Below are 21,971 nucleotides of genomic sequence, written 5' to 3' on the forward strand. Positions count from 1 at the left end.
GCTTCACGGTGTGCAATGGTTCCATCGATCCATCCGGAACACGCCATGAATGCCCCCGATTCCCGCGCCGACCATTCGTGTTGCGGCAGTGTGCAGGACCTGGCAGCGGGTTGCTGCGCGGACCACCCCGTGGCCGCATGTTGCGGCGGGGAAGCGCCTCCTCCGGCGCGCGCAGACGGGAACCGCCCCCTGGCGGCGGGCGAGGTGCGCACGCCGATCCGCATCCGGCAGATGGACTGCCCCACCGAGGAAGCGCTGCTGCGCAAGAAGCTCGGCGGCCTGGCGGGCGTGGGCGGCCTGGAATTCGACCTGATGGGCCGCGTGCTCACCGTGGATCACCGGCCCGAGCGCCTGGACGCGGTGCTCGACGCCGTCCGCTCCCTCGACTTCACGCCGGAACCGCTGGCGGACGGTGCCTCTCCGGCCGCCGTGGAAGAACCGCCCGAGCCCTGGTGGCCCCTGGCGCTCGCCTGCGTGGCGGCGCTCGGTTCGGAAGCCGCGCACTGGCTGGAGGCGCCGGAGTGGGTCTCCGCCGTGCTGGCGGTGATCGCGGTGCTGGCCTGCGGCACGGGCATGTTCCGCAAGGGCTGGATCGCGGTGCGCCACGGCAATTTCAACATCAACGCGCTGATGAGCATCGCGGTGACGGGTGCGCTGCTGATCGGCCAGTGGCCGGAGGCGGCGATGGTGATGGCGCTGTTCACCATCGCCGAACTGATCGAGGCGCGCTCCCTGGACCGGGCGCGCAACGCCATCCGGGGCCTGATCGAACTCGCGCCGGAGGAAGCCACCGTATTGCAGCCCGATGGCGCGTGGCGCGCCGTGCCCGCGCGCGGGGTGGACATCGGTGCACGCGTGCGGGTGCGCCCCGGCGAGCGTATCGCCCTGGACGGCGAAGTGGCGAGCGGGCGGTCGACGATCAACCAGGCCCCGATCACCGGCGAGAGCCTGCCGGTGGACAAGGCCGAGGGCGATCCGGTATTCGCCGGCACGATCAACGAAACCGGTTCCTTCGAGTACACCGTCACCGCGCGCGCCGGCGACAGTACCCTGACGCGCATCATCCACGCCATCGAGGCCGCCCAGGGCGCGCGCGCGCCGACCCAGCGCTTCGTGGACGCCTTCGCCCGAGTCTATACCCCGGCGGTGCTGGCGGTGGCGCTCGCGGTCGCCCTGCTGCCGCCACTGCTGTTCGGCGGCGAATGGCTGCCCTGGGTGTACAAGGCGCTGGTGCTGCTGGTGATCGCCTGCCCCTGCGCGCTGGTGATCTCCACCCCGGTGACCATCGTCAGCGGCCTGGCCGCCGCCGCGCGCCGGGGCATCCTGGTGAAGGGCGGGGTGTACCTGGAACGCGGCCGCGAACTCGGCTGGATCGCCCTGGACAAGACCGGCACCCTGACCCACGGCAAGCCGGCGCAGACCGACTTCGCCCTGCTTTCCGGGCTGGATGCGGACACCGCCCGGCGGCTGGCCGCCGGCCTTGCCGCGCGCTCGGATCACCCGGTTTCCCATGCGGTGGCCGAGGCGGCGCGGGCCGATGGCTTGGAGCCAGCGGAAGTGGCGGAATTCGAGGCCCTGCCGGGGCGCGGCGTGCGCGGGGTCATCGGTGGCCGGGCCTGGCTGCTCGGCAACCACCGCCTGATCCACGAGCGGGGCCTGTGCGAAGGGGCGCTGGAAGCCCGTCTCAACGCCCTGGAAGCCGAAGGCAAGACGGTGGTGGTGCTGGCCGCCGAGGACGACGGCGCCCATGCGCTGTTCGCCGTGGCCGACACGGTCAAGGACAGCAGCCGCGCCGCCATCGCCGACCTCCACGGGCTCGGCATCCGCACCCTGATGCTGAGCGGCGACAACGGCCGCACCGTCCGCGCCATCGCCGCCCAGGTCGGCATCGACGAGGCCCACGGCGACCTGCTGCCGGAAGACAAGCTGGCGCGCATCGCCGCGCACGCCGCCACCGGGACCGCGGTGGGCATGGTGGGCGACGGCATCAACGACGCGCCCGCGCTGGCCCGCGCCGACATCGGCTTCGCCATGGGGGCGGCCGGCAGCGGCACCGCCATCGAGACCGCCGACGTGGCCCTGATGGACGACGACCTGCGCAAGCTGCCCGAGTTCGTCCGCCTGTCGCGCCGCACCCACGGGCTGCTGGTGCAGAACATCGCCATCGCGCTCGGCATCAAGGCGGTCTTCCTGACGCTCACGCTGGCTGGCCTGGGCACCATGTGGATGGCGGTGTTCGCCGACATGGGAGCGAGCTTGATCGTGGTCGCCAACGGCCTGCGCCTGCTGCGCGCGGACTAGGGTCTGTCATCGGCCTGTCACGCCGCCGCCATAGGCTAGGCGGCGATGAAAAGCGCCGAACACCCCGAGCCCCTCAAGGTCCGCTCGATCTTCATGTCCGACATCCACCTGGGTACGCGGGGATGCCAGGCGGACCGTCTGCTCGATTTCCTGCGCCACCACGAATCCGACAACCTCTTCCTGATCGGCGACATCGTGGACTTCTGGGCCATGAGCCGGGGCATCCACTGGACGCCGGCGCAGAACACCGTGGTGCAGAAGATCCTGCGCGCCGCGCGCAAGGGCACCCAGGTGATCTTCGTGCCCGGCAACCACGACGAGGCCCTGCGGGAATACGTGGGCATCACCTTCGGCGACATCCGCCTGGAACACGACTACATCCACCGCACCGCCGACGGGCGGCGCTACCTGCTGCTGCACGGGGACGAATACGACCAGGTCACCCGCTACCACCGCTGGGTCGCGGTGATCGGCGACGTGGCCTACAACGTGCTGGTGCGGATCAACGGCTGGCTGTCCCGGGCGCGCCGCCGGCTGGGCATCTCCGGCTACTGGTCGCTGGCCGGTTACGCCAAGCGCAAGGTCAAGACCGCCGTGAGCTTCATCTTCGACTTCGAGGACTCGGTGATCCACGGCGCCCGCGAGCGCGGCGTGGACGGTGTGATCTGCGGCCACATCCACTGGGCGTCGATGCGCGAGGTGGACGGCCTCACCTACGTCAATTGCGGCGACTGGGTGGATAGCTGCACGGCCATCGTCGAACACCTGGACGGCCGCCTGGAACTCATCGAATGGCGCGGGCACCGTTCGGACGCGCTGCGTGCCGGCAGGCCGGCCGCGCCGCCCACGGAAATCCCCGAACTCGCGGAAAACGCCCTCGCCGCTATCCCGGATTCACCCACCCTGTCCGCCGCCATTCCTCAGTTCCTGCTGCGCCGCCCGGACGCGGGCAACAGCGGCAGATAGCTCAGCGCCTGCAGCGCGATCAGCCCCACGAAGGCGATCGTCAGCGCGCCCGCGGTGCCGTGGCCGGCGGCCTGCAGGGCATCGAGCGCCAGCCCCAGCCCCCACTGCACGGCGAATGCACCCAGAAAGGCCATCAGGTTGACCGAGGTGCTGACGCGTGCGAACACCTCCCGCGGGAAATAAGCCGAGGCGGCCAGATAAGTCTGCGAATTCACCGCAGACAGGGCGCCGAGCAGGAACCACAGCGGCGCATGCGGCCCCCAGTCCAGCAGGATCAGCACCTGTACCGCAAGCATGCCGGCATAGCCGGCCTGCAGCAGGTTGACCGGACGCACCCCGGCGCGAGCCATGCGCACGCCGAACACACCGATGCCGAGTTGCCCGGCGAGCATGCCGGAATTGAGCGCCAGCAGCAGCGCGGCAGCCCGTTCCAGGGTCAGGCCGTTGACGTGCATCATCCACGGCACCGCCCACAGGCTCTGCAGCGCCATGAAGCCCCCGGTGAACAGGGCCGCCGAGCCGGCAAAGCGCAGGAAACCTCGGGACGTGTAGATGCCGGCCACGGAACGCAGCGCCTGGGCGAGGCCGTCTTTCGACCCATGGCTGGCCTCGTCCGGCAGCGACAGGAAGATCCACGCTGCAATGCCCGCCGCGATGGCGGCGACGATCCAGAACACCCCGCGCCAGCCCAGCACCGGCAGCACCGCCTCCACCGGCGCGCTGGCGGTCAGCGCGCCCAGTGCGCCCGCGGCCATGATGAAGCCGGTCATGGAACTCTGGCGCTCGGCCGGATACCACATGGCGAAGCCCTTCAGCGCCCCCATCAGGCAGGCCGACACCCCCAGGCCGATCAGCGCGCGCGCCGGCCCCAGCGTACCGAGGGAATCGCCCAGCGCAAAGGCAACCGCCCCGAGCGCGGTCAGCACCAGCAGCCCGCCCTCGACCCGGCGCGGCCCGTAGCGGTCCAGCGCGATGCCCACCGGAATCTGCGCCAGCGCGAAGGACAGGAAATAGGTGCTGGTGAGCAGGCCCAGCTCGGCGGCGGACAGGCCGAGTTCGCCGGTCAGCGCCGGCGAGATCACCGCATTGACCGTGCGCAGCAGGTAGGACAGGTAATACCCCAGTGCGAACGGCAGGAAGATCCTGCCCCAGCTTCCCGCTCCGCCGTCGTGCCGCATTGGCCACCCCCGATGATCGAAGGGCGAATTCTGCACCACAACGGGGCACGGCCGAACTGCCGAAAACCCCAGTTGCAGATGGTCCCGGCGGTTTGACTCGAATCAAGGCCGTCGCCCGACCGATTCGGAGAATTGGGCCACCCCACAGGAGATCACGCCCATGAGCACCCTCACCGAATTGATGACCCACGACCACCGCCAATGCGACGAGGCCTTTGCCAGCGCCGAGCGCCACGCGCGGCGCGGCGAGTGGGAGGTCGCGCACGCCGCGCTGGGCATGTTCGCGCGCGCGCTGAACACCCACTTCGGCGCCGAGGAAGCCATCCTCTTTCCCCGCTTCGAGCAGGCCACCGGCATGACCCACGGCCCCACCATGGTCATGCGCGAGGAGCACCGCGAACTGCGCGCCGCGCTGGCCCGCCTGCAGCAGGCCATCGCCGAGCGCGACATGGACGAATATGCCGGCGAGGCCGAGACCCTGCTGATCATGCTGCAGCAGCACAACATGAAGGAAGAGAACATCCTCTACCCCATGTGCGACCGCCACCTGCAGGCGCAGCGCGAGGACCTGGCACTGGCCATCGGCCATGAGCTCGCCGGCGCTGCCGGCGCGGAGCTGCCGCAATGAGCGACCGCTTGGTGGATGCCCGCGGCCTGGAGCCGCCCGAACCCTTCGAACTGGCCATGGAAGCGCTGGCCGACCTGCCCCGGGGGGCCGTGCTCACCCTGCTGCTGGATCGCACGCCGTGGCCGCTGCTGCGCATCCTGGACCGGGACGGCGTGCGCTACGAGTACGAGGTGCGCGACGATGCGGTCGAAGTGCGCATCGGTGGCCTATGAACCGCTGTACGACCGCCCCGGCAGGGGCCCGCTTCAGCGTGGCCGGACAATGCGTGGCATGCAGGGTGCTGCCGTGAGCGCCGGCCAGCGTTCGCTCAGCTACGAGGCCACCCCGCCCTTCCACGTCCCGCTGTCCTTCTTTCTCGCCGCACCGCTGTTCGGCGTGGCCGCGGGGCTGTATCTGCTCGCCCAGCCGGAAGCCCTCGCCTCGCGGTGGACGCCCGGCGCCCTCGCGCTGACGCATCTCGTCACCGTGGGCTTCATGCTGCTGGTCATGTTCGGTGCGCTGATGCAGGTGCTGCCGGTGGTGGCCGGCGCCAGCGTTCCGGCGATCCGCCCCGTCGCGGCCGGCGTCCATGGGCTGGCGAGCAGCGGTGCGATCGCGCTGGCTTCCGGCCTGGCGGCGGGCCGGCCCGTCCTGCTGCAGGCCGGCGGCGGCCTGCTCGGCGCCGCCATCCTGCTCTTCCTCGGCGCCGCCGCCGTCGGCCTGCACCGCAGCGCGGCCAGCCGCGTCACCGGGCGCGATCTGCGCATCGCGCTGATCGGCCTCGCCGTCACCGGCGCGCTCGGCATCGTGCTGGTGCTGGCCTTGTCCCGCGGCCTGGCCGTGCCGCTGGTGGAACTCGCCAACCTGCACGCGGGCTGGGGCTGGCTGGGCTGGGGCGGCGTGCTGCTGGCGGCGACGAGCTGGGTGGTGGTGCCCATGTTCCAGATCACGCCCAGCTACCCGGCCTGGCTCACGCGCTTCTGGGCGCCGCTGGTGCTCGCGGTGCTGGCTCTGTGGAGTGCGCTCGGCCTGGGCGGCTCCGCGGCCGGAACGCGCATCGGCCCGTGGCTGCTGGCGCCCCTCGCGCTATGTTTCGCAGCAGCCACGCTGTGGCTGATGCGGCGCACCCGCCGCCCGCATCCGGACGCGGGTTTCCGCACGCTGCAACTGGCCATGCTCAGCATCGCGGCGGGTGCCCTCTGTGCCCTGGCCGCCACCTCGCTGGAACACGGTTTCTGGCCCGTCGCCGCGGGCGTCCTGGTGTTGCACGGCGGCTTCGTCGGCGCGATTTCCGCCATGCTCTACAAGATCGTGCCCTTCCTCGCCTGGCTGCACCTGACCCAGGCGCGCGTGAAGGCACCCAACATGAAGAAGCTACTGCCCGACGCCCCCATGCGCCGCCAACTCCTGCTCCATGCGATCACCCTGCCCGCGCTGCTGGCCGCGGCCTCGGGCCACGCCTGGGCCGGTCGCATCGCCGGGCTGCTGGTGACGGCGGAATTCGGCTGGCTACTGGCGAATCTCGCCGGCACCGCCCTGCGCTGGCGGCGGGTCATGGGCGAAAGCGGGCGCTGACCGCAGCGGCCGCGATCAGGCGCGCGGGCCGCCCTGTAAGGTTTCCGGTTCCACCTGCACCGTGCGCTGGCCATCGGTCACCCACATCTGGCCGTCCTGGATGGTGAACTGCAAGCGCATGCTACGCTCGGTCAGTTCGGCCAGCGCCGGGGCCGTCTCGGGGGGCAGCTTGAGCACGGTGAGCTTGTCCTGGCGCGCGAGCTTGTCGCGCACGCCCTGCCACCAGATGTCCGCCGCGCGGCCATAGCTCAGGATCACGACGCCGTCGGCCCGGTTGCAGGCCTTGCGGATCCACTTCTCGTCCGGCTGGCCCACGTCGATCCAGCGCCGGATGTGGCCGGTCAGGTCGCGCAGCCACAGATCGGGCTCGTCGTCCACGCACAGGCCCTTGCCCGAGGCCAGCCCCTCCTCGGCAAACAGCGCGAACGCCAGCAGGCGCACCATCATGCGCTCGTCGGTCTCGGACGGATGGCGGGCCAGGGTGAGGTTGTGGGTGGCGTAGTAGCCGCGATCCATGTCGGCGATCTGCAGCTCGGCCTTGTAGATGGTTGCCTTGAGGGCCATGGGGGGCGTTCCGGTACGGGGCGCCATTCTGGCAGTCCTGCCGCGGGCGGGCAATCGGCACGAGCAATTCATCTGCTGCCGACAATCCGCGGGATGTCTTCGGCAATCAGGCGACTACGGTCCCGTGCAAAGGGTATATTCCATGCTGCTACGACAGTGCGAAGATTTCAGCCTTGGCGCAGCCCTGCCTTCCTTCTTCTCGGAACCGTTCACCAACGGAGATTCCCCGATGACCGATCCCATTCCCTCACCCACGAATCCATCCGCCACCTTAGGCCGGCCCGGCATTGCGACCGGTATGCACGTGACGGCATCCATCGGGGTTGGCTACGAGAAACAGGTCGATATGGGGAAACTGAGCAATCGCCACGCCCTACGCGTTTTCGACCCCGACCAGAGCAAGTGGCGGTTTCCGAAGGTAAAGCAGCGCATCGAACACGCTGGGCAGAAGCTGCTTGCAGTCATGTACAAGGAGGATTCACGTCTGGGAACCGAGAAGGAAAGGTTCTGGTCCTTGTTGGTGCTCAGCGAATGGCAAGAAGTCCAGGCAGCGGACGAGCGTGGCGCTCCGGCGCGCTGGATTGCCGCCAGAGATCTGGAGCCGGGTCGGCATGTCTTGAAGCTGGCTATCAATGACGCCAAAGGCCCGTGGGCCGAGATCATGAAGATCGAGCCCCCGCCGCCCAAGTGGGAAAAATTCCAGAACGTCCCGGTGCAAGAGATTGTCCTGATCGACAGCGATTCGTATGTCGTCAACAACGTGCTGTGCCGCGCGACCTCCGTACCCGCCCCGCCGCCGGTCAAGAAGCGCCTGGTTTATCCACTGAAGGATTTCCCCCTCCTCAACTTCGTACCCCAGCCCGAGACCCTGTCCCTGGCCCAGGCCGAAATCTGGTACCGCAAGAGTGCCGCCCTGCTGCCCCGTTGCGCGGGCGAATCGGCTGATCCCTTGGCCCGCGTGCGCGCAATGCTGGATCTGAAGCAACGCATGCGTGAGGTGGCCGCCAAGGCAGCCATCGAAACCAAGCTGTGCGGCGAATTCATCAAGAAGCACCCTTTGCCGGCGCTGGAAGAACTGGTGCCGGATGCGGTAGGGCTTGCCCCCGACGCCCTGCAACGGGCCGTCACCGCTGCGGTTGACGTGCTCGCCGCGCCGGGGGATCGGCGCTACTCGGAGTTCACCGGTGGCATGGAGGGCCATCGGGTGTGGAGCAGCGATGGGTATTGGGAGTTCGATGGCGATCGTTGGGTGCTGAGCGCAAAACCGAATCAATGACACTGTTACGCCAGCCGCAGCACCGCGCTGACGCACACCCCGTCGCCGCCGGGCAGGTTGGCCGCGTTCAGGCTGCCTCCGTGGAAGGCAGCGATCATGCGCGCCACGTAGAGGCCGAGGCCCAGGTGGGGTTCGGCGGAGGATTCGGTCTTGCGCGCCGACACCATGGCCTCGAACAGCCGCCCTTCCAGTTCGGCCGGCAGCAGCGGGCCGCGGTTGATGACCGACAGCGTGGCGCTGGTCAGTTCGAACTTGAGCACGACGCGGATGGCAGTGCCCGGGACGGCGAAATCGACCGCGTTATCCACCAGCTTGTCGAGCATCTGCGCGGCCAGATCCGGCGCGCCGCGCACCCACACCGGATAGGGCGGCAATTCGGCCTCGAAGCGATGGGCGGGATGCACGGCACGATAGCCTTCCACGCACTCGCCCACCAGCGCGCGCAGGTCGAAGCGCTCGCTTTCGGTCGTCGCCAGGGCCTGTTCCAGCCGCGTGGCCTCGCTCATGCGGGAAAGGATTTTCGACAGGCGCGCGATGCCCGTCTCCGCCCGCTCCATGTAGGGGCGTGCGGCCTCGGGCAGCGCTTCGGCGTGCAGGTTCTCCAGCGAGGAGCGCACCACGGCGACCGGGGTGCGCAGTTCGTGGGAGAGCCGGCTCGCCATGCTTTCCAGATAGGTGTGGTGGCGCGCCAGGCGTTCGAGCAGCGCGGAGAAGCTGCGGGAGAGATCGCCGATCTCGTCGCCGGCCTTGGAGGCGGCGAGCGGCGCGGCGATGCGGCCGTGGCCGTCGATGGCGCGCTCGGCCTCGTCCCGCAGGCGGCGGATGCGCCAAGAGAGGCGCGAGGCGAAACCCAGCACCAGCACCGCCAGCGCGCCGAAGCCGGCCAGGGTGAGCAGCAGCAGGCGTTCCAGGGCGTGCTGGCGCAAGGACAATACGGAGTCGGAGCGCTCCTCCACCACCACCGCGCCGAGCACGCGGCTGCCCTCCCAGATGGGATGCGCCGCGGAGACCACCAGCGCCCGGCCGTCCACCGTGGTGCGCACCTGGGCGCCGGGGATGCCCAGCAGCGCGTCGTGCACCTCCCGCCCGCGGGTGGGTGTCCAGTCCGCATCCATGCGTCCGCCGGGCGGCGGCACGATGCGGGCCACGATGACACGCCAGAAGCGGCGCCACAGGGGCTCCGGGGGTGCGGCCTCGGCCTCCAGGTTGCCGGCCAGCGCCAGCACGCGCAGGTCGCGGCTCACCACACTGATGCGTGAGGTGCTGCGCTGCACGCCGCGCAGGATGGCCTGGACCTCTTCCACCGCGCGCCGCTCGGCGGCCCGGTCGGCCGACGGCTCGACGATCTCCTCGCCGGGCAGCAGGGATTCGTCGGCGGCCACCCGGGAACTGGGCGACCACTCCTTCATGCCCAGCAGTTGCGGGCGCTCGTGCAGCGCGGTGGCGACTGCCCGCGCCGTGCCGATGAGCGCCTGCTGCTGGCCTTCCAGCAGGAAGGCCTCCGTCTCGGTGAGATAACGGTAGCCCACCCACGGCAGGGCCAGCAGCGGCAGCGCCAGCAGCGCGAGCTTGGTGCGCAGGCTGATGCGCCAGCGCGGGGCGGCGGCGTCGGCCATCACTGCGCCTTCCAGCGGTAGCCCATGCCGTACACGCTCTCGATGGCGTCGAAGCCCGCATCCACGGCCGCGAACTTGCGCCGGATGCGCTTCACGTGGGAGGTGATGGTGCCGTCGTCCACCAGCCGCGCGTCGTGCATCAACTGGTCGCGGCTCTTCACGTGGCCGGGAGTCTTCGCCAGCGTGTGCACCATCCAGAACTCGGTCAGGGTCAGGTCCACCGGCTGCCCGCGCCATTGGGCGGCCAGGCGCATGGCGTCCAGGCGCAGGGGGCCGCGTTCGATGGCCTCCTCCTGCGCCTCCCCATCCGCCAGCGCGTCGATGCGGCGGAACAGCGCCGCGATGCGCGCCAGCAGGTGGGGCATGGAGATGTCCTTGGTGAGGTAGTCGTCCGCCCCCAGGCGCAGGCCGGAGACCACGTCGAAATCGCTGTCCCGCGCGGTCAGGAAGATGATGGGCAGGCGCTTCGACAGGCCGCGCAGTTCGCTGCACAGGGTGAAGCCGCCCTCCGGCTCGTCCCCCAGGCCGATGTCGATCACCGCCAGGTCCGGCAGGCGCGCGCGGAAGGCGGCCAGGGCCTGCGGGCGGTCGGCGTAGGCGGCCACCTCGTAGCCTTGGCGCGCGAAGGCCGCGGCGTAGTTGTCGCGGATGGCGGCTTCGTCCTCGACGATGGCGATGCGGCGTCCCATGGGCATCTTCGCTGTTGATCCGGGGCGGACTATAGCACCGTGGCCGGGCGCTGCCGCCCGCCGCGCCAAGAGCCATTTTTCCGCCACATTTCGCCCCCGCTTCTCCCCTTTTGCCCCCGAATGCCGGCCCTGTCCGGCGCTGAAATGCCAACACGGGCAAACGGCCCGGCCACCGCAAAAGGGAGAACAAGCAATGAACACCACCACAGCGCGCGACGCCGCGCCGGCATCCGGCCGGCAGCACATCGCGGAGATTGCCGCCCTGGTCCTGCGCATCCTCGCCGGCGGCCTGCTGGTCGCCCTGGTCCAGGTCGTCCTCGTGCTGCTGCTCACGTCCCGTGCCTACGCCGTGGAGATGCAGGCCACGCCCATGAAGGTGTCGGAAGCAGGCCAGGGCACGCTGCTGATGCGCGCCGACGACGGCAGCACCCACGCCCTGCCAACCCTTGCCACCGACGTGACGATACGGGTCAACGGTCCGCTCGCCCGCGCCCGCGTGGTGCAGACCTTCCGCAACCCGGGCACCGACTGGCTGGAAGGCATCTACGTGTTCCCGCTGCCGGACAACGCCGCCGTGGACCGCCTGCGCATGCAGGTGGGCGAACGCGTCGTGGAAGGCGAAATCCACGAGAAGGAACAGGCCCGCGCCCAGTTCGAGCAAGCCCGCAAGGAAGGCAAGCGCGCCGCGCTGGTGGAGCAGGAACGGCCCAACATCTTCACCACCAGCGTCGCCAACATCGCACCGGGCGCGGAAATCCGCGTGGAAATCGAATACCAGCAGACCCTGGACTATCAGATCGTGGATGACGCAGGCCGCTACAGCCTGCGCTTTCCCATGGTGGTGGGTCCGCGCTACATCCCCGGTGCGCCGGACGGCGAGCGCAGCGCCGGCCACGGCACCGTGCCGCCGACGAACCAGGTGCCGGACGCCCACCGCATCACCCCGCCCGTGCTGCACCCGGACAAGGGCCTCATCAACCCGGTGAGCCTGCGCGTGGAACTGGACGCGGGCGTGCCCCTGGCATCGGTGGACAGCCCCTACCACGCGGTGCGCATCGACACTCCCCATGCCCACCGCCGCGTCGTCGAACTGGCCGCCGGTACCGCCCCCGCCAACCGGGATTTCGAACTGGTGTGGACGCTGGCCGCCGGCCAGGCGCCCCAGGTGGCCCTGTTCACCGAATCGGGCAGGAACGTGGATTACGCCCTGCTGATGATGGTGCCGCCGCGCCTGAAGGCCGACGAAAGCCCGCTGCCCCGGGAGGTGATCTTCATCCTCGACACCTCCGGCTCCATGGACGGCACCTCCATCGTGCAGGCGCGGGAGGCGCTGGCCCTGGCCCTGCGCCGGCTGAACCCGGCCGACCACTTCAACGTGATCGAATTCAACTCCCAGGCCAACGCCCTCTTCCCCGCCGCCCAGCCGGCCACCCGCAACCACGTGGAACTGGCCGCCCGCTGGGTGCGCAGCCTGCAGGCCCGCGGCGGCACGGAGATGCGCCAGGCGCTGGCGATGGCGCTGGACGGCGCGGAAGACCCGACGCGGGTGCGCCAGGTGATCTTCCTCACCGACGGCGCAGTGGGCAACGAGGAGGCCCTGTTCCGCCTCATCGAGCAGCGCCTGGGGGATTCCCGCCTCTTCACCGTCGGCATCGGCTCCGCCCCCAACAGCCACTTCATGCGCAAGGCCGCCAGCGCCGGGCGCGGCACCTTCACCTACATCGGCAAGCTGGAAGAGGTGCAGGAACGCATGTCGGCCCTGTTCGCCAAGCTCGAATCCCCCGTGCTCAAGGGCATCGAGCTGGCGTGGCCGGACGGCAGCGCCGCCGAAGCCTGGCCGCGCCGGGTGCCGGACCTGTACGCCGGCGAACCGCTGGTCGTGGCCGCCGCGCTGAAGAAGACCGGCGGCACGCTGCGCGTCACCGGCTGGGGGCGCGACGTGCAATGGCAGGCGGACGTGCCGCTGGCCGAAGCCTCCCCCGCGGCCGGCATCGGCGTGCTGTGGGCACGTCAGAAGATCGACTCGCTGCTGGACGGCCTGCGCGGCGGCGCACAGGAAGCGGAAGTCCGCCCCGCCGTCGTGGAACTCGCGCTGCAGCACCACCTGGTGAGCCGCTACACCAGCCTGGTGGCGGTGGACAAGACACCCGTCCGTCCGGCCGCCGAAGCCCTCAAAGGCGGCGCCATGCCCACCAACCTGCCGGAAGGCTGGAAGTACGAATCCGTCTTCGGCCAGTTGCCCAAGGGTGCCACCGGCGCGCGCATGAACCTGCTCCTCGGCTGCCTCGCCCTCTTCGCCGGCGCCGCGCTGTGGCTGATCCAGCGCCGCAGCCGCGCCGCCTTCACCCTCCCCGCCTGATTCCGCCTTTACTCACCCGACGATCCAGCGCACGACACCGTTCGCCCTGAGCCTGTCGAAGGACTTTGGCACCAATCGGGCTTCGACAAGCTCAGCCCGAACGGTACTTGGTTGCCGGATTGACCCTAGGAGCCCGACCATGAAATCCGCCCGTACCTGCCATCACTGCAACAGCAAGGACTTCCTCGGCGTGGAATGCGCCTGGCCGGCCCCGGCCTGCCTCGGCCTCTCCGACACCATCACCCCCCGCCAGCGCTGGCGTGCCCGCGTGCTGCGCACCGCCGCCGTGCTGGCGCTCGCCGCCGGTCTGTGGCAGTTCGGCCAGGCCGGCTACATCCACGCCAAGGCCTGGCTCGCCCAGGTGCTGATCGGCCAGGCCTGGGCCGAGACCCAGGCCGGCGCCACCCAGGTCAAGCCCTGGCCGTGGGCGGACACCTGGCCGGTGGCCCGCCTGCGCGCACCGGCCCACGGCGTGGACCTCTACGTGCTGGCCGGGGCCGAAGGGCGCACCCTGGCCTTCGGCCCCGGCCACATGTACGGCACGGCGCTGCCCGGCGAGGACGGCAACGCCGTGCTCGGAGCCCACCGGGACACCCATTTCGCCTTCCTGCAATGGCTGGAGGACGGCAGCGAACTGGAAGTGGAGACGCCCTACGGCGACCTGCTGCGCTACTTCGTCGCCCACCGCGAGGTGGTGGACCAGAACGACCTGCGCCCGCTGGCCCAGCCGCCCGCCGGCCGCGTGCTCACCCTGGTGACCTGCTGGCCCTTCGAGGCCCTGCAGGCCGGCGGCCCGCTGCGCTACGTGGTGACGGCGGTGGGTGCGGAAGAGAACGAATCCTCACGCCGACGTGGCGCGGTAGCGCTGTAGTGGCGGCTACACGCGCTGCGCCACGATCCCTTCGTCGCGGAAGCGCAGCAGGCGTTCGCGGTCGGGGATGGTCACGTAGCGCCGGCTGATGGTGATCAGGCCGTTGTCGGTGAGGGTCTGGAAGGCGCGCGACAGCGTGGGCGGGCTGATGTTGAGATAGGAGGCGATGACCTGCTTCTGCGCCGGCAGCAGCGCTTCGACCACGCCGTGGGCGTTGACGCTGGCGTGTTCGAGCAGGTGGTCGATGATGCGCTCCATGGCGGTGTGCAGCGTGAGGGCCTCGATCTCGCCGGTGAGCTTGTGCACCCGACGCCCCAGGTGCGCCAGCAACGCCGTGCCGAAGGACAGGCTGGAGGCCTGCACGCGGCGCAGGGCGTCGGCCGGGATCAGCAGCAGCACCGTGGACGTCAGGCTGTGCGCATGCACCGCGGCGGGCTGGCGGGTCAGCACCTCGACTTCGGCGAACACCTGCGGCGGGTCGAGGATGTCCAGCACCTTCTCCGCGCCGCGGGTGTTGGACGCGGACAGGCTCATCTGCCCGCTGATGACGATGTAGGCGCCCTCCGGTTCGTCGCCCTTCTGGAACAGCACCTGCCCCTTCTGCAGGCACACCAGGCGGGCGGCCTTTTCCAGGAGGGCCATCTCCTCGCGCCCGAGATCCTGGAACAGCGGATGGCGCGACAGCACCGTGCGCCCGGCCAGCGTGCCGTGCTCCTCCGCGACGGCCGCCGCGCGCCGGCCGCCGCGCGCGCGTCCGGCCTGGGACGCGAATACCGTCAGGATCACCATGCGCCCCTGCAGCACAAGGTGCGTGATGCGCACCGGCACCGGCTTCGCCCGGCCATCCTGCACCACGCAGTCGAATTCGCCCTCGTAGGCGCCGTGCATCAGCACTTCGCTCATCACCACGGGCAGGCGCTGCACCTGGGCCTCGCCGAAAAGCTGTGCCGCCGAGCGCGCCTGGAGTTCGTCCGCCGGCACGCCGAACAGGGTTTCGGCCGCGGCATTGGCATGCAGCACGGCGACGGGCAGCAGGGAGGCGTCCAGCGCCATCACCAGCGTGGGCGAAGTGCCCTCGGCGATCATCTCCAGCACGTCGGATTCGCTGGCGTGCAGCGTGGCGCTGCCGAGGGCGAGCACGTCGGCGAAGCCGCGCGTGAGCCCCGTGGAGCCGATCCCGCCGCCGACCTGGGCTTCGCTGTGGAACTCGCCGTGGCCGGCGGCACTGGCCTCCCGCAGGCGGCGCGCCAGGCCCTGGTCCTCGCCCTGGATGTGGCGGATCAGCCAGTCGCCCAGAAAGGCCAGCAACTGGCGGCCGTCGGGCACGGCATTCTCGGACAGGTCGTCGATCATGTCGCCCACGTGGGCGAGGAAGCGTTCGTGGTTGCGGTGGTGGTGCTCGGCGTAGTCCGGCGACACGCCGCACAGCGCCATCAGCGCCTCTTCGGTGCCGAAGTGGACCTCCGCGTAGTCCTTCAGGTAGCCCACCAGCAGACGCACTTCATCGGCGCTCAGCGTCTTCTCCGCATCCAGGCGGATCGCCACGGCATTGACCATGTCCACCAGGCCGCGGTGCTGCCGGTCGATCACGTCGACCCCGGTCCGCAGCGCGTCGCTCCATGCCAGTTGTTCCATACGGTTCACCTCGGGTGTTGCCGGAACGCGTCTCGCATGTCCGGCGCAATGCGGCGATTCTGGCCAAGCCGGCCGGCAAGGCGATTGATGCAGGTCAAGTACGCCGGAGGCCGGGTGCCGGGCGGCCCGAATCGAGTCCCCCGGTGCATTGCCGGTCACGCCAGATCGGCACCCTTTTCCTGCAGCAGGGCGCGCAGTATGGAACGATGGCAGCGTGCCTCGTCCTCACAGTAGCAGCCGACGGAGAAATTCGTGCCGTGGGAAAGCGCGGCGAGCAGTTCCAGGTCGTGGGCGCTCGCGGGCTGCGCCATCTCGGCGCGATAGCGCTTCGCGAACGCGGCCCACTGGGCCGGCGTCCCGGCGGCCTGCGCCATCTTCATGGTCTCCACGCTGGGCGCGAGGTTCGGAAACCAGACGTCGTACCAGTTCCGCGTGCCGAACTCGGACTTGGGCACGCCCCGCGGCGGCCGGCGCACCGTGCCGATGCGGATGCCTTCGTCCGGCGCCCGGGCGCTGCCCAGGCGAACGACCCGTATGACCATCTGGCTCACCTCCAATAGACCGCGATACGAACGCCAAGGATACGCCGCCCGCAGCGCCACGATGGTACCCGGGCGGGCAAGGAAGGCGGCCGAACCGCTATCATTGCGCCCTGTTCCCAGCCGCCGCGCCCCATGACCACGCCGCATCGCCACGCCCCCGACGCCCGCCTCGAACTCCTCGCCCCCGCCCGCACCGCCGACATCGGCATCGAGGCGATCAACCACGGCGCGGACGCGGTGTACATCGGCGCCCCGGCCTTCGGCGCCCGCACCGGCGCGGGCAATCCACTGGCCGACATCGAACGCCTGGTGCGCCACGCGCACCGCTTCGGCGCACGCATCTTCGCCACCCTCAACACCATCCTGCGCGACGACGAACTGGAAGAGGCTCGCCGCCTGGCCTGGGCCCTGTACGAGACGGGCGCGGACGCGCTGATCGTGCAGGACATGGGCCTGCTGGAACTAGACCTGCCGCCCATCCAGTTGCACGCCAGCACCCAGACCGACATCCGCACGCCCGAGAAGGCGCGCTTCCTGCAGGACGCGGGCTTCTCCCAGATGGTGCTGGCGCGCGAACTCACGCTGGCGCAGGTCCGCGCCATCCGCGCGGCCACCGACCCGGCCCGCTGCACCCTGGAATTCTTCATCCACGGCGCCCTGTGCGTGGCCTACAGCGGGCAGTGCTACATCAGCCACGCCCACACCGGGCGCAGCGCCAACCGGGGCGATTGTTCGCAAGCCTGTCGCCTGCCCTACAACGTGCTGGACCAGGGCGGGCGCATCGTCGTCCACCAGCAGCACGTGCTGTCCCTGAAGGACAACGACCAGTCCGCCAACCTCGCCGCACTGGTGGATGCCGGGGTGCGCAGCTTCAAGATCGAGGGGCGCTACAAGGACATGGGCTACGTGAAGAACATCACCGCCCATTACCGGCAACTGCTGGACGGCATCCTCGCCGGACGGCCGGAACTGGCCCGCGCTTCCAGCGGGCGCTGCAGCTACACCTTCACCCCTGACCCGCGGCGCAACTACAACCGCGGCGCCACCGACTACTTCCTCCACGGCCGCCAGGCCGACATCGGCGCCTTCGACGCCCCCACCTGGGCCGGGCTGCCGGTAGGCCACGTGGTGCGTGTGCTGACCGACGGCTTGGAACTGGAAGGCGATGCCGCGCTCGCCAACGGCGACGGCCTCACCTGGTTCGACCTGCAGCGCAACCTGCAGGGCCTGCGCGCCAACCGGGTGGAACGCCTGGTCCAGCCGGCCGCGGAACCGCAACTCGCGCGCTGGCGTGTGTGGCCGGCCGACGGCATGGCCGGGCGCAAGGACCTGCGCCCCGGCACGGAAGTGTCCCGCAACACCGACATGGCCTGGGACCGCCTGCTGGAGAAGAAATCCGCCGACCGCCGCATCGCCCTGGCAATGACGCTGCGGGAGACCGCCGACGGCCTCGCCCTGGACGTGGAGGACGAAGACGGCCACCGCGCCACCGCCACGCTGGCCCACGCCTTCGAGCCGGCCAGGGATACGGCCCGCGCCGAAACCACCCTGCGCGAACAGCTCGGCAAGCTGGGCAACACGATCTTTGCCGTGGAACGCATCGCCATCGCCCTGCCCCGCCCCTGGTTCCTGCCCGCAGGCGCGGTCAACGCCCTGCGCCGGGACGCCATCGAAAAACTGGAAGCCGCCCGCGCCGCCGCCTGGCAACGCCTGCCGCGGGCAATGGCCGTCGAACCGCCCGCGCCCTACCCGGACGGCAGCCTCACTTATCTTGCCAACGTCTTCAACCACAAGGCCCGCGACTTCTACGCCCGCCACGGCGTCCAGGTCATCGCCGCGGCTTACGAGAGCCACGAGGAAACAGGCGAAGCCAGCCTGATGATCACGAAGCACTGCGTGCGCTACAGCCTGAGCCTGTGCCCGAAGCAGACCGCCGGCGTCACCGGGGTGGCCGGCACCATCCGCGCCGAACCGCTGGTGCTGGTCAACGGCAGCGAACGGCTCACGCTGCGCTTCGACTGCAAGCCTTGCGAAATGCACGTGGTCGGGCGCATCAAGAAGAGCGTGCTGCGGGAAGCCCAAGCCGCCCCGCTGCAGTTCTACCGCCCCCGCCCGCCGGCCGCCTGACTAGACGCGGAGCCCCTGCATGGCCGCGGTGCCGGCGGCGGGGGTGGAAGCCCCATGGAGTTCGTCGCAGAAACGCTCGCTGACCTCCGCGAAATTCCCCACCGTGTTCTGGAACGCGAGGACGTCGGTGCCCTCGATGGGCAGCGCATAGCACAGCATTGCCCGCTCGGAACCCCGGTCCACGGCGAAGCTCGCGCCGCGGGTCTCCAGCCCGAACATGTTCCATTCCAGCAGGCGGCGGTAGAAGGCGGCCTGGTCGGCCTCCGGCACCGGGGCGACCGGGCAGTACAGATGCAGCACGTCGGAGTCTTCCGGCAGCTCGAAGACGATCTCCGCCCTATCCCCGTAGCGCAGGGCGCAGACGCCTTCGGGGTTGAGGGCAAGGCCGTCGATGCCGGCCAGGACGGCCAGTTCGTTGAGCCAGGCATTCACGGTATCGGTATGGCGCGACATGGTCTCTCCCCGGTCAGAACAGCAGGCCTTCGCCGCTGCGTGCCGTCACGATTTTGTTGAACTGCTCCAGCGTCAGGCGGTCGAGGAAGTCCAGCGACTTTTCGGTGTAAGACTCCTTCTTGGTGTCCACCATGGTGTTCATGATCTTGCCGCGCTCGAAGTCCACCACCGTGCTCCCCAGGGCCTGCTGGAATTCGGTCATCCCCTTCTTGGGGCTGGCGATGCGGTCCTTGGTCTCGTCGTCCAGCTTGTCGAGCATGGTGTGCGACTGCAGCATGCGCAGCGTGCCCGCGGGCAGTTCCTTGGCCGGCACCATCAGCAGACCGCCGCCCTGGCCCGGTTCGAGGTTGCGGAAACCGCCTTCCTTCGCGCCCTGGGCCAGGCGTTCGAAGAGGGTTTCATCCCGCGACATCACGCTCAGTTGATCCAGCGTAAAGCGCGAACAACTGTTGTCGTCGAACTGGATCTGACCCACCTCACGGTCGTTGAACTCGTAGATCGTGCATTCCGGGAAGGCTTCCCGCAGCGCGCCGGACAGGTTGGCCGTGGATTGCTGGGCCGCGTCCATGACGAAGAAGTGCGGCTTGCCGTCGATGATCTTGGCGTCGATGGCGGTCCAGTGGGCGCCGTTCTGCACGGCGATCTGGAAGCGCTGGCCTTCCTTGAGGCCGCCGCTTTCCAGGCTGCTCTTGATGCCGTCGAGAATCTTGCCCAGTTCGCAGCCCTTGGGATTGCCGGGATCGAACTCCGCCACGAAGGCGCGGATGGGCGCGCCGCCGGATTCCTTGCGGGCCACCATCTTGGCGTACAGCGCCACCGTCATCTGGTCGCGGTTCCAGAAGTCGTTGTCGAAACCTTCCGCGATGCGGTTCTTCGCTTCCACCAGTTCCTGGTCGGTATTCACCTTGCCCTGCACGCGGCCGACGTTCTCTTCGCCGGAGCCCCGCTCTTCCAGCGTCAGGTTCTGGTTCTGCGGAGGCGTGTAGTCCCGGATGCGGGTGGGCTGCGTACCGCTCAGGTCCACCTTGACGAAGCGGCCGAAGCGGGCGGAGGTGATGTCGGTGGCGATGTGCCGCCCGGTCTGGGAGTCCCGCACGAACAGACACTTGGGCGGGTCCATCTTGAAAATCTTGCCGATGAAGGTCTTGGCCAGCCAATTCTTCAGCCTGGTGCCGACACTGGCATTTTCGACCGATTCGCCCGGCCGGTAGTAGCCGGTCTTGACACGCACATCACCGGCGGAATGGACATTCATGTTCATGAAGCAGCGCTCCTGGATTGCCGTCGCAAGTCTAAGTACCTTCCCCGCTTGAGTAACGGCTGCGCGGAATTGGTTCGCGCAAGCTGTCGCACCGGCTCAATAGTGCGGCGGAATCTCGTCGCGCAGCGAAAGCGGCTGGGCCGGAGTCGTGGCGTTGCGCAACTGCTCCTGCAGGTGCGCCAACTGCTTCTGCAGGCGCTCGATCTCCCGTTGCTGGCGGAACACCGTCATGTTCAGCGTGTCGAGCAGGTCCTCGGCGAAGGAAATCTTGCTTTCCAGCTCCACCAGGCGGGCATCGAGGGCGTTCGGTTCACTCATCGGCATCGCTCTCCTCCTCCGCCGTCCCCTTCACGACCGCCGGCGCAGCCGCCGCCAGCATGGCCACACGGGTGTCGGGCGTCTCCAGGCTGATGCGGCCGATGGCTCCGGCGCGGAAATCGGTCAGCAGCAGGCCGGCGGCCTTTTCCAGGTCCAGCCCGCCGCCCTTGAGCAGGCAGCCGCGCCGGCGCGCCACTTCTTCCACCACGGCGTGGCCGTCCGCGGGCGGCGCCTTGAACCTGTAGCGCGCGGCAAGCTCCTGCGGGTAGCGCGCCAGCAGGATGGTGCCGAGAAAGGCCGCGACCTCTTCGTCGATCACCGCGTTGCGGCCGATAGCGTGGCAGGCGGCGAGCATGAAGCCGTCGGAATCGTGGTCGATCTTGGGCCACATCATGCCCGGCGTGTCGGTCACGGTCATGTGCTCGCCCAGGTCGAAGGTCTGCTGGGACTTGGTCACCGCCGGCTCGTCGCCCACCTTGGCCACGCGGCGGTTGAGCAGCGCGTTCATCAGCGTGGATTTGCCCACGTTGGGAATGCCCATGATCATCAGCCGCAAGGGCTTGGTGCCGTCGTTGCGGTGCGGCGCCAGCGCCTGGGCGAGCCGGGGGACACGGGCCACGTCGCCCGGCTTCTTGCACGACAGCGCCACCGCCTTCACGCCCGGCTGGCGGTCGTAGTACGCGAGCCAGGCGCGGGTCGCCTCCGGGTCCGCCAGATCGGTCTTGTTGAGGATCTTCAGGCAGGGGCGCTGACGGAACTCGCGCAGCTCGCGGATCATCGGGTTGCAGCTCGCCTCGGGGATGCGGGCGTCGAGCACCTCGATCACCACGTCGGTGCGCGCCATGGTCTCGGCCGCCTTGCGGCGCGCCGAGGTCATGTGGCCGGGGAACCATTGGATGGACATGCGTGAACCGGGGAATGCGTCTGCAGGGGGCGCCATTATCGCAGCAATGGGCGCAGCAAAACGCCCCGTTTCCGGGGCGTCCCATCGGTATCCGGGCTTGTCGCTGGCTTATGCGGCTTTCTGGACCAGATCGTCCTGCGCCCGCTTGCTCACGGACAGGATTTCGATGCCGATCAGTGCGCCGTTCTCGTCGTAGTCCGCAATGACGCCAGGCTCGATCTCGCGGCTGGTGGCGACTTCCTTTTCGGATAGCCCGACGTAGGCGCAATCCGCAATGGGGTCGAACTCAAGTTTCATGGCTGTCTGCCTCTTCGAAGTAGGCCGTGATGATGAAAGGCGGATGCGTGGTTTCCTTATAGATGACGCGCAGCACCTTGAACCGTTCCGGGATGTAAAGCAGGGCGTGGGCCAGTTCGGGATCGTTGTGGTCGGGCTCGGTCCTCAGCGGATTCTCCAGGGCGACCTGTACCCACTCGATACGCACTTTCCGCTGGGCAAGGCGCTTCTTCGCGTGTTCGGTCAGGATGAATTCCATGCGGTGACCTGCGTTCCCATTGGTGACGGATCGAACCTGCCAGGTGCGCGTTCCATCAAACCCGACTCTATCGGATTGGTGGCGAAGTCGCCACCCGGACGGCCGCCAGCGTCGGCATTCCCCTGTCCGGCAGGCTCGATCCCCTTCATTTGCTGCAGGCGCGAATCGGCCTGCACGCCTGCGCCGGGGCGGGC

General features: G+C 69.3%; 21 protein-coding genes. 9 read left to right on the forward strand and 12 right to left on the reverse strand.

Going from position 1 to position 21,971, the window contains the following annotated elements:
- Nucleotides 1-45 precede the first annotated feature (45 nt).
- Together E6O51_RS17210 and E6O51_RS17215 are read left to right on the forward strand one after the other, a co-directional pair.
- Nucleotides 46-2,301 (forward strand): heavy metal translocating P-type ATPase, encoded by a 2,256-nt coding sequence (locus E6O51_RS17210; protein WP_269140108.1) that lies wholly within the window; start codon nucleotides 46-48, stop codon nucleotides 2,299-2,301.
- Nucleotides 2,302-2,346: 45 nt separating this feature from the next.
- Nucleotides 2,347-3,267 (forward strand): UDP-2,3-diacylglucosamine diphosphatase, encoded by a 921-nt coding sequence (locus E6O51_RS17215; RefSeq protein ID WP_136386247.1) that lies wholly within the window; start codon nucleotides 2,347-2,349, stop codon nucleotides 3,265-3,267.
- On the opposite strand, the gene E6O51_RS17220 is transcribed toward E6O51_RS17215, so the two are convergent.
- The gene (locus tag E6O51_RS17220; protein WP_136386248.1) at nucleotides 3,222-4,445 is read right to left on the reverse strand and encodes an MFS transporter; all 1,224 of its coding nucleotides are present in this window, start codon (nucleotides 4,443-4,445) and stop codon (nucleotides 3,222-3,224) included. The genes E6O51_RS17215 and E6O51_RS17220 overlap by 46 nt on opposite strands.
- A 160-nt stretch (nucleotides 4,446-4,605) precedes the next feature.
- On the opposite strand from E6O51_RS17220, the gene E6O51_RS17225 reads away from it, so the two are divergent.
- The 3 genes from E6O51_RS17225 to E6O51_RS17235 are packed head-to-tail and all read left to right on the forward strand — an operon-like array spanning nucleotide 4,606 to nucleotide 6,627.
- The gene (locus E6O51_RS17225; RefSeq protein WP_136386249.1) at nucleotides 4,606-5,073 is read left to right on the forward strand and encodes a hemerythrin domain-containing protein; all 468 of its coding nucleotides are present in this window, start codon (nucleotides 4,606-4,608) and stop codon (nucleotides 5,071-5,073) included.
- Nucleotides 5,070-5,285, forward strand: a complete 216-nt coding sequence (locus tag E6O51_RS17230) for a DUF2249 domain-containing protein (RefSeq protein ID WP_136386250.1) — start codon at nucleotides 5,070-5,072, stop codon at nucleotides 5,283-5,285. Before E6O51_RS17225 ends, E6O51_RS17230 begins: the two co-directional genes overlap by 4 nt.
- 58 nt (nucleotides 5,286-5,343) lie before the next feature.
- Nucleotides 5,344-6,627 carry a DUF4175 domain-containing protein gene (locus E6O51_RS17235; RefSeq protein ID WP_136386251.1) on the forward strand — a complete coding sequence of 428 codons (1,284 nt, stop codon included), beginning with the start codon at nucleotides 5,344-5,346 and terminating at the stop codon, nucleotides 6,625-6,627.
- Nucleotides 6,628-6,642: 15 nt separating this feature from the next.
- Here the strand turns inward: E6O51_RS17235 and E6O51_RS17240 are convergent, their stop codons facing one another.
- Nucleotides 6,643-7,191, reverse strand: coding sequence for a YaeQ family protein (locus E6O51_RS17240; protein WP_136386252.1), 549 nt, complete (start codon nucleotides 7,189-7,191; stop codon nucleotides 6,643-6,645).
- A 229-nt stretch (nucleotides 7,192-7,420) separates the two neighbouring features.
- On the opposite strand from E6O51_RS17240, the gene E6O51_RS17245 reads away from it, so the two are divergent.
- Nucleotides 7,421-8,467 (forward strand): hypothetical protein, encoded by a 1,047-nt coding sequence (locus E6O51_RS17245; protein WP_136386253.1) that lies wholly within the window; start codon nucleotides 7,421-7,423, stop codon nucleotides 8,465-8,467.
- Nucleotides 8,468-8,472: 5 nt separating this feature from the next.
- Here E6O51_RS17245 and E6O51_RS17250 read toward each other — a convergent pair whose 3' ends face one another.
- Both E6O51_RS17250 and pdsR read right to left on the reverse strand, forming a co-directional pair.
- A complete protein-coding gene (locus E6O51_RS17250) occupies nucleotides 8,473-10,083 on the reverse strand; it encodes an ATP-binding protein (protein WP_136386254.1) in 1,611 nt (536 codons plus the stop codon).
- Nucleotides 10,083-10,772 (reverse strand): proteobacterial dedicated sortase system response regulator, encoded by a 690-nt coding sequence (pdsR, locus tag E6O51_RS17255; RefSeq protein WP_136386255.1) that lies wholly within the window; start codon nucleotides 10,770-10,772, stop codon nucleotides 10,083-10,085. The genes E6O51_RS17250 and pdsR overlap by 1 nt, the downstream gene beginning before the upstream one ends.
- Nucleotides 10,773-10,965: 193 nt before the next feature.
- Here pdsR and E6O51_RS17260 point away from each other — a divergent pair, with 193 nt between their 5' ends.
- Together E6O51_RS17260 and E6O51_RS17265 are read left to right on the forward strand one after the other, a co-directional pair.
- On the forward strand, nucleotides 10,966-13,131 hold the full coding sequence (locus E6O51_RS17260; RefSeq protein ID WP_168735312.1) for a marine proteobacterial sortase target protein: 2,166 nt from the start codon (nucleotides 10,966-10,968) through the stop codon (nucleotides 13,129-13,131).
- A gap of 139 nt (nucleotides 13,132-13,270) precedes the next feature.
- On the forward strand, nucleotides 13,271-14,002 hold the full coding sequence (locus E6O51_RS17265; protein ID WP_136386257.1) for a class GN sortase: 732 nt from the start codon (nucleotides 13,271-13,273) through the stop codon (nucleotides 14,000-14,002).
- Nucleotides 14,003-14,008: 6 nt separating this feature from the next.
- On the opposite strand, the gene E6O51_RS17270 is transcribed toward E6O51_RS17265, so the two are convergent.
- Nucleotides 14,009-15,637: a bacteriohemerythrin gene (locus E6O51_RS17270; protein ID WP_136386258.1), complete on the reverse strand. Its 1,629-nt coding sequence runs from the start codon at nucleotides 15,635-15,637 to the stop codon at nucleotides 14,009-14,011.
- 155 nt (nucleotides 15,638-15,792) lie between these two features.
- The gene (locus E6O51_RS17275; protein WP_136386259.1) at nucleotides 15,793-16,179 is read right to left on the reverse strand and encodes a DUF488 domain-containing protein; all 387 of its coding nucleotides are present in this window, start codon (nucleotides 16,177-16,179) and stop codon (nucleotides 15,793-15,795) included.
- Nucleotides 16,180-16,311: 132 nt separating this feature from the next.
- On the opposite strand from E6O51_RS17275, the gene E6O51_RS17280 reads away from it, so the two are divergent.
- Nucleotides 16,312-18,306 carry a peptidase U32 family protein gene (locus tag E6O51_RS17280; protein ID WP_136386260.1) on the forward strand — a complete coding sequence of 665 codons (1,995 nt, stop codon included), beginning with the start codon at nucleotides 16,312-16,314 and terminating at the stop codon, nucleotides 18,304-18,306.
- Here E6O51_RS17280 and E6O51_RS17285 read toward each other — a convergent pair whose 3' ends face one another.
- From E6O51_RS17285 to E6O51_RS17310, 6 genes are all read right to left on the reverse strand, one after another.
- Nucleotides 18,307-18,759: a CesT family type III secretion system chaperone gene (locus E6O51_RS17285; RefSeq protein WP_136386261.1), complete on the reverse strand. Its 453-nt coding sequence runs from the start codon at nucleotides 18,757-18,759 to the stop codon at nucleotides 18,307-18,309.
- 13 nt (nucleotides 18,760-18,772) lie between these two features.
- A complete protein-coding gene (locus E6O51_RS17290) occupies nucleotides 18,773-20,020 on the reverse strand; it encodes a hypothetical protein (RefSeq protein WP_136386262.1) in 1,248 nt (415 codons plus the stop codon).
- 96 nt (nucleotides 20,021-20,116) lie between these two features.
- Nucleotides 20,117-20,338, reverse strand: coding sequence for a SlyX family protein (locus E6O51_RS17295; RefSeq protein WP_211091449.1), 222 nt, complete (start codon nucleotides 20,336-20,338; stop codon nucleotides 20,117-20,119).
- Nucleotides 20,331-21,242: a ribosome biogenesis GTPase YlqF gene (ylqF, locus tag E6O51_RS17300; RefSeq protein WP_136386264.1), complete on the reverse strand. Its 912-nt coding sequence runs from the start codon at nucleotides 21,240-21,242 to the stop codon at nucleotides 20,331-20,333. The genes E6O51_RS17295 and ylqF overlap by 8 nt, the downstream gene beginning before the upstream one ends.
- A 108-nt stretch (nucleotides 21,243-21,350) precedes the next feature.
- Nucleotides 21,351-21,539, reverse strand: a complete 189-nt coding sequence (locus E6O51_RS17305) for a DUF2283 domain-containing protein (protein ID WP_136386265.1) — start codon at nucleotides 21,537-21,539, stop codon at nucleotides 21,351-21,353.
- Entirely contained in the window at nucleotides 21,529-21,777 is a 249-nt protein-coding gene (locus E6O51_RS17310) for a DUF4258 domain-containing protein (RefSeq protein WP_136386266.1), read from the reverse strand. The genes E6O51_RS17305 and E6O51_RS17310 overlap by 11 nt, the downstream gene beginning before the upstream one ends.
- Nucleotides 21,778-21,971: the final 194 nt, after the last annotated feature.

This window comes from Pseudothauera rhizosphaerae (assembly GCF_004801305.1).
GTDB lineage: Bacteria > Pseudomonadota > Gammaproteobacteria > Burkholderiales > Rhodocyclaceae > Pseudothauera > Pseudothauera rhizosphaerae.

Coding starts and splice junctions, on each gene's coding strand:
- E6O51_RS17210 (WP_269140108.1), top strand. CDS start 46: ATGAATGCCCCCGATTCCCGCGCCGACCATTCGTGTTGCGGCAGTGTG.
- E6O51_RS17215 (WP_136386247.1), top strand. CDS start 2,347: ATGAAAAGCGCCGAACACCCCGAGCCCCTCAAGGTCCGCTCGATCTTC.
- E6O51_RS17220 (WP_136386248.1), bottom strand. CDS start 4,445: ATGCGGCACGACGGCGGAGCGGGAAGCTGGGGCAGGATCTTCCTGCCG.
- E6O51_RS17225 (WP_136386249.1), top strand. CDS start 4,606: ATGAGCACCCTCACCGAATTGATGACCCACGACCACCGCCAATGCGAC.
- E6O51_RS17230 (WP_136386250.1), top strand. CDS start 5,070: ATGAGCGACCGCTTGGTGGATGCCCGCGGCCTGGAGCCGCCCGAACCC.
- E6O51_RS17235 (WP_136386251.1), top strand. CDS start 5,344: ATGCAGGGTGCTGCCGTGAGCGCCGGCCAGCGTTCGCTCAGCTACGAG.
- E6O51_RS17240 (WP_136386252.1), bottom strand. CDS start 7,191: ATGGCCCTCAAGGCAACCATCTACAAGGCCGAGCTGCAGATCGCCGAC.
- E6O51_RS17245 (WP_136386253.1), top strand. CDS start 7,421: ATGACCGATCCCATTCCCTCACCCACGAATCCATCCGCCACCTTAGGC.
- E6O51_RS17250 (WP_136386254.1), bottom strand. CDS start 10,083: ATGGCCGACGCCGCCGCCCCGCGCTGGCGCATCAGCCTGCGCACCAAG.
- pdsR (WP_136386255.1), bottom strand. CDS start 10,772: ATGGGACGCCGCATCGCCATCGTCGAGGACGAAGCCGCCATCCGCGAC.
- E6O51_RS17260 (WP_168735312.1), top strand. CDS start 10,966: ATGAACACCACCACAGCGCGCGACGCCGCGCCGGCATCCGGCCGGCAG.
- E6O51_RS17265 (WP_136386257.1), top strand. CDS start 13,271: ATGAAATCCGCCCGTACCTGCCATCACTGCAACAGCAAGGACTTCCTC.
- E6O51_RS17270 (WP_136386258.1), bottom strand. CDS start 15,637: ATGGAACAACTGGCATGGAGCGACGCGCTGCGGACCGGGGTCGACGTG.
- E6O51_RS17275 (WP_136386259.1), bottom strand. CDS start 16,179: ATGGTCATACGGGTCGTTCGCCTGGGCAGCGCCCGGGCGCCGGACGAA.
- E6O51_RS17280 (WP_136386260.1), top strand. CDS start 16,312: ATGACCACGCCGCATCGCCACGCCCCCGACGCCCGCCTCGAACTCCTC.
- E6O51_RS17285 (WP_136386261.1), bottom strand. CDS start 18,759: ATGTCGCGCCATACCGATACCGTGAATGCCTGGCTCAACGAACTGGCC.
- E6O51_RS17290 (WP_136386262.1), bottom strand. CDS start 20,020: ATGAACATGAATGTCCATTCCGCCGGTGATGTGCGTGTCAAGACCGGC.
- E6O51_RS17295 (WP_211091449.1), bottom strand. CDS start 20,338: ATGAGTGAACCGAACGCCCTCGATGCCCGCCTGGTGGAGCTGGAAAGC.
- ylqF (WP_136386264.1), bottom strand. CDS start 21,242: ATGTCCATCCAATGGTTCCCCGGCCACATGACCTCGGCGCGCCGCAAG.
- E6O51_RS17305 (WP_136386265.1), bottom strand. CDS start 21,539: ATGAAACTTGAGTTCGACCCCATTGCGGATTGCGCCTACGTCGGGCTA.
- E6O51_RS17310 (WP_136386266.1), bottom strand. CDS start 21,777: ATGGAATTCATCCTGACCGAACACGCGAAGAAGCGCCTTGCCCAGCGG.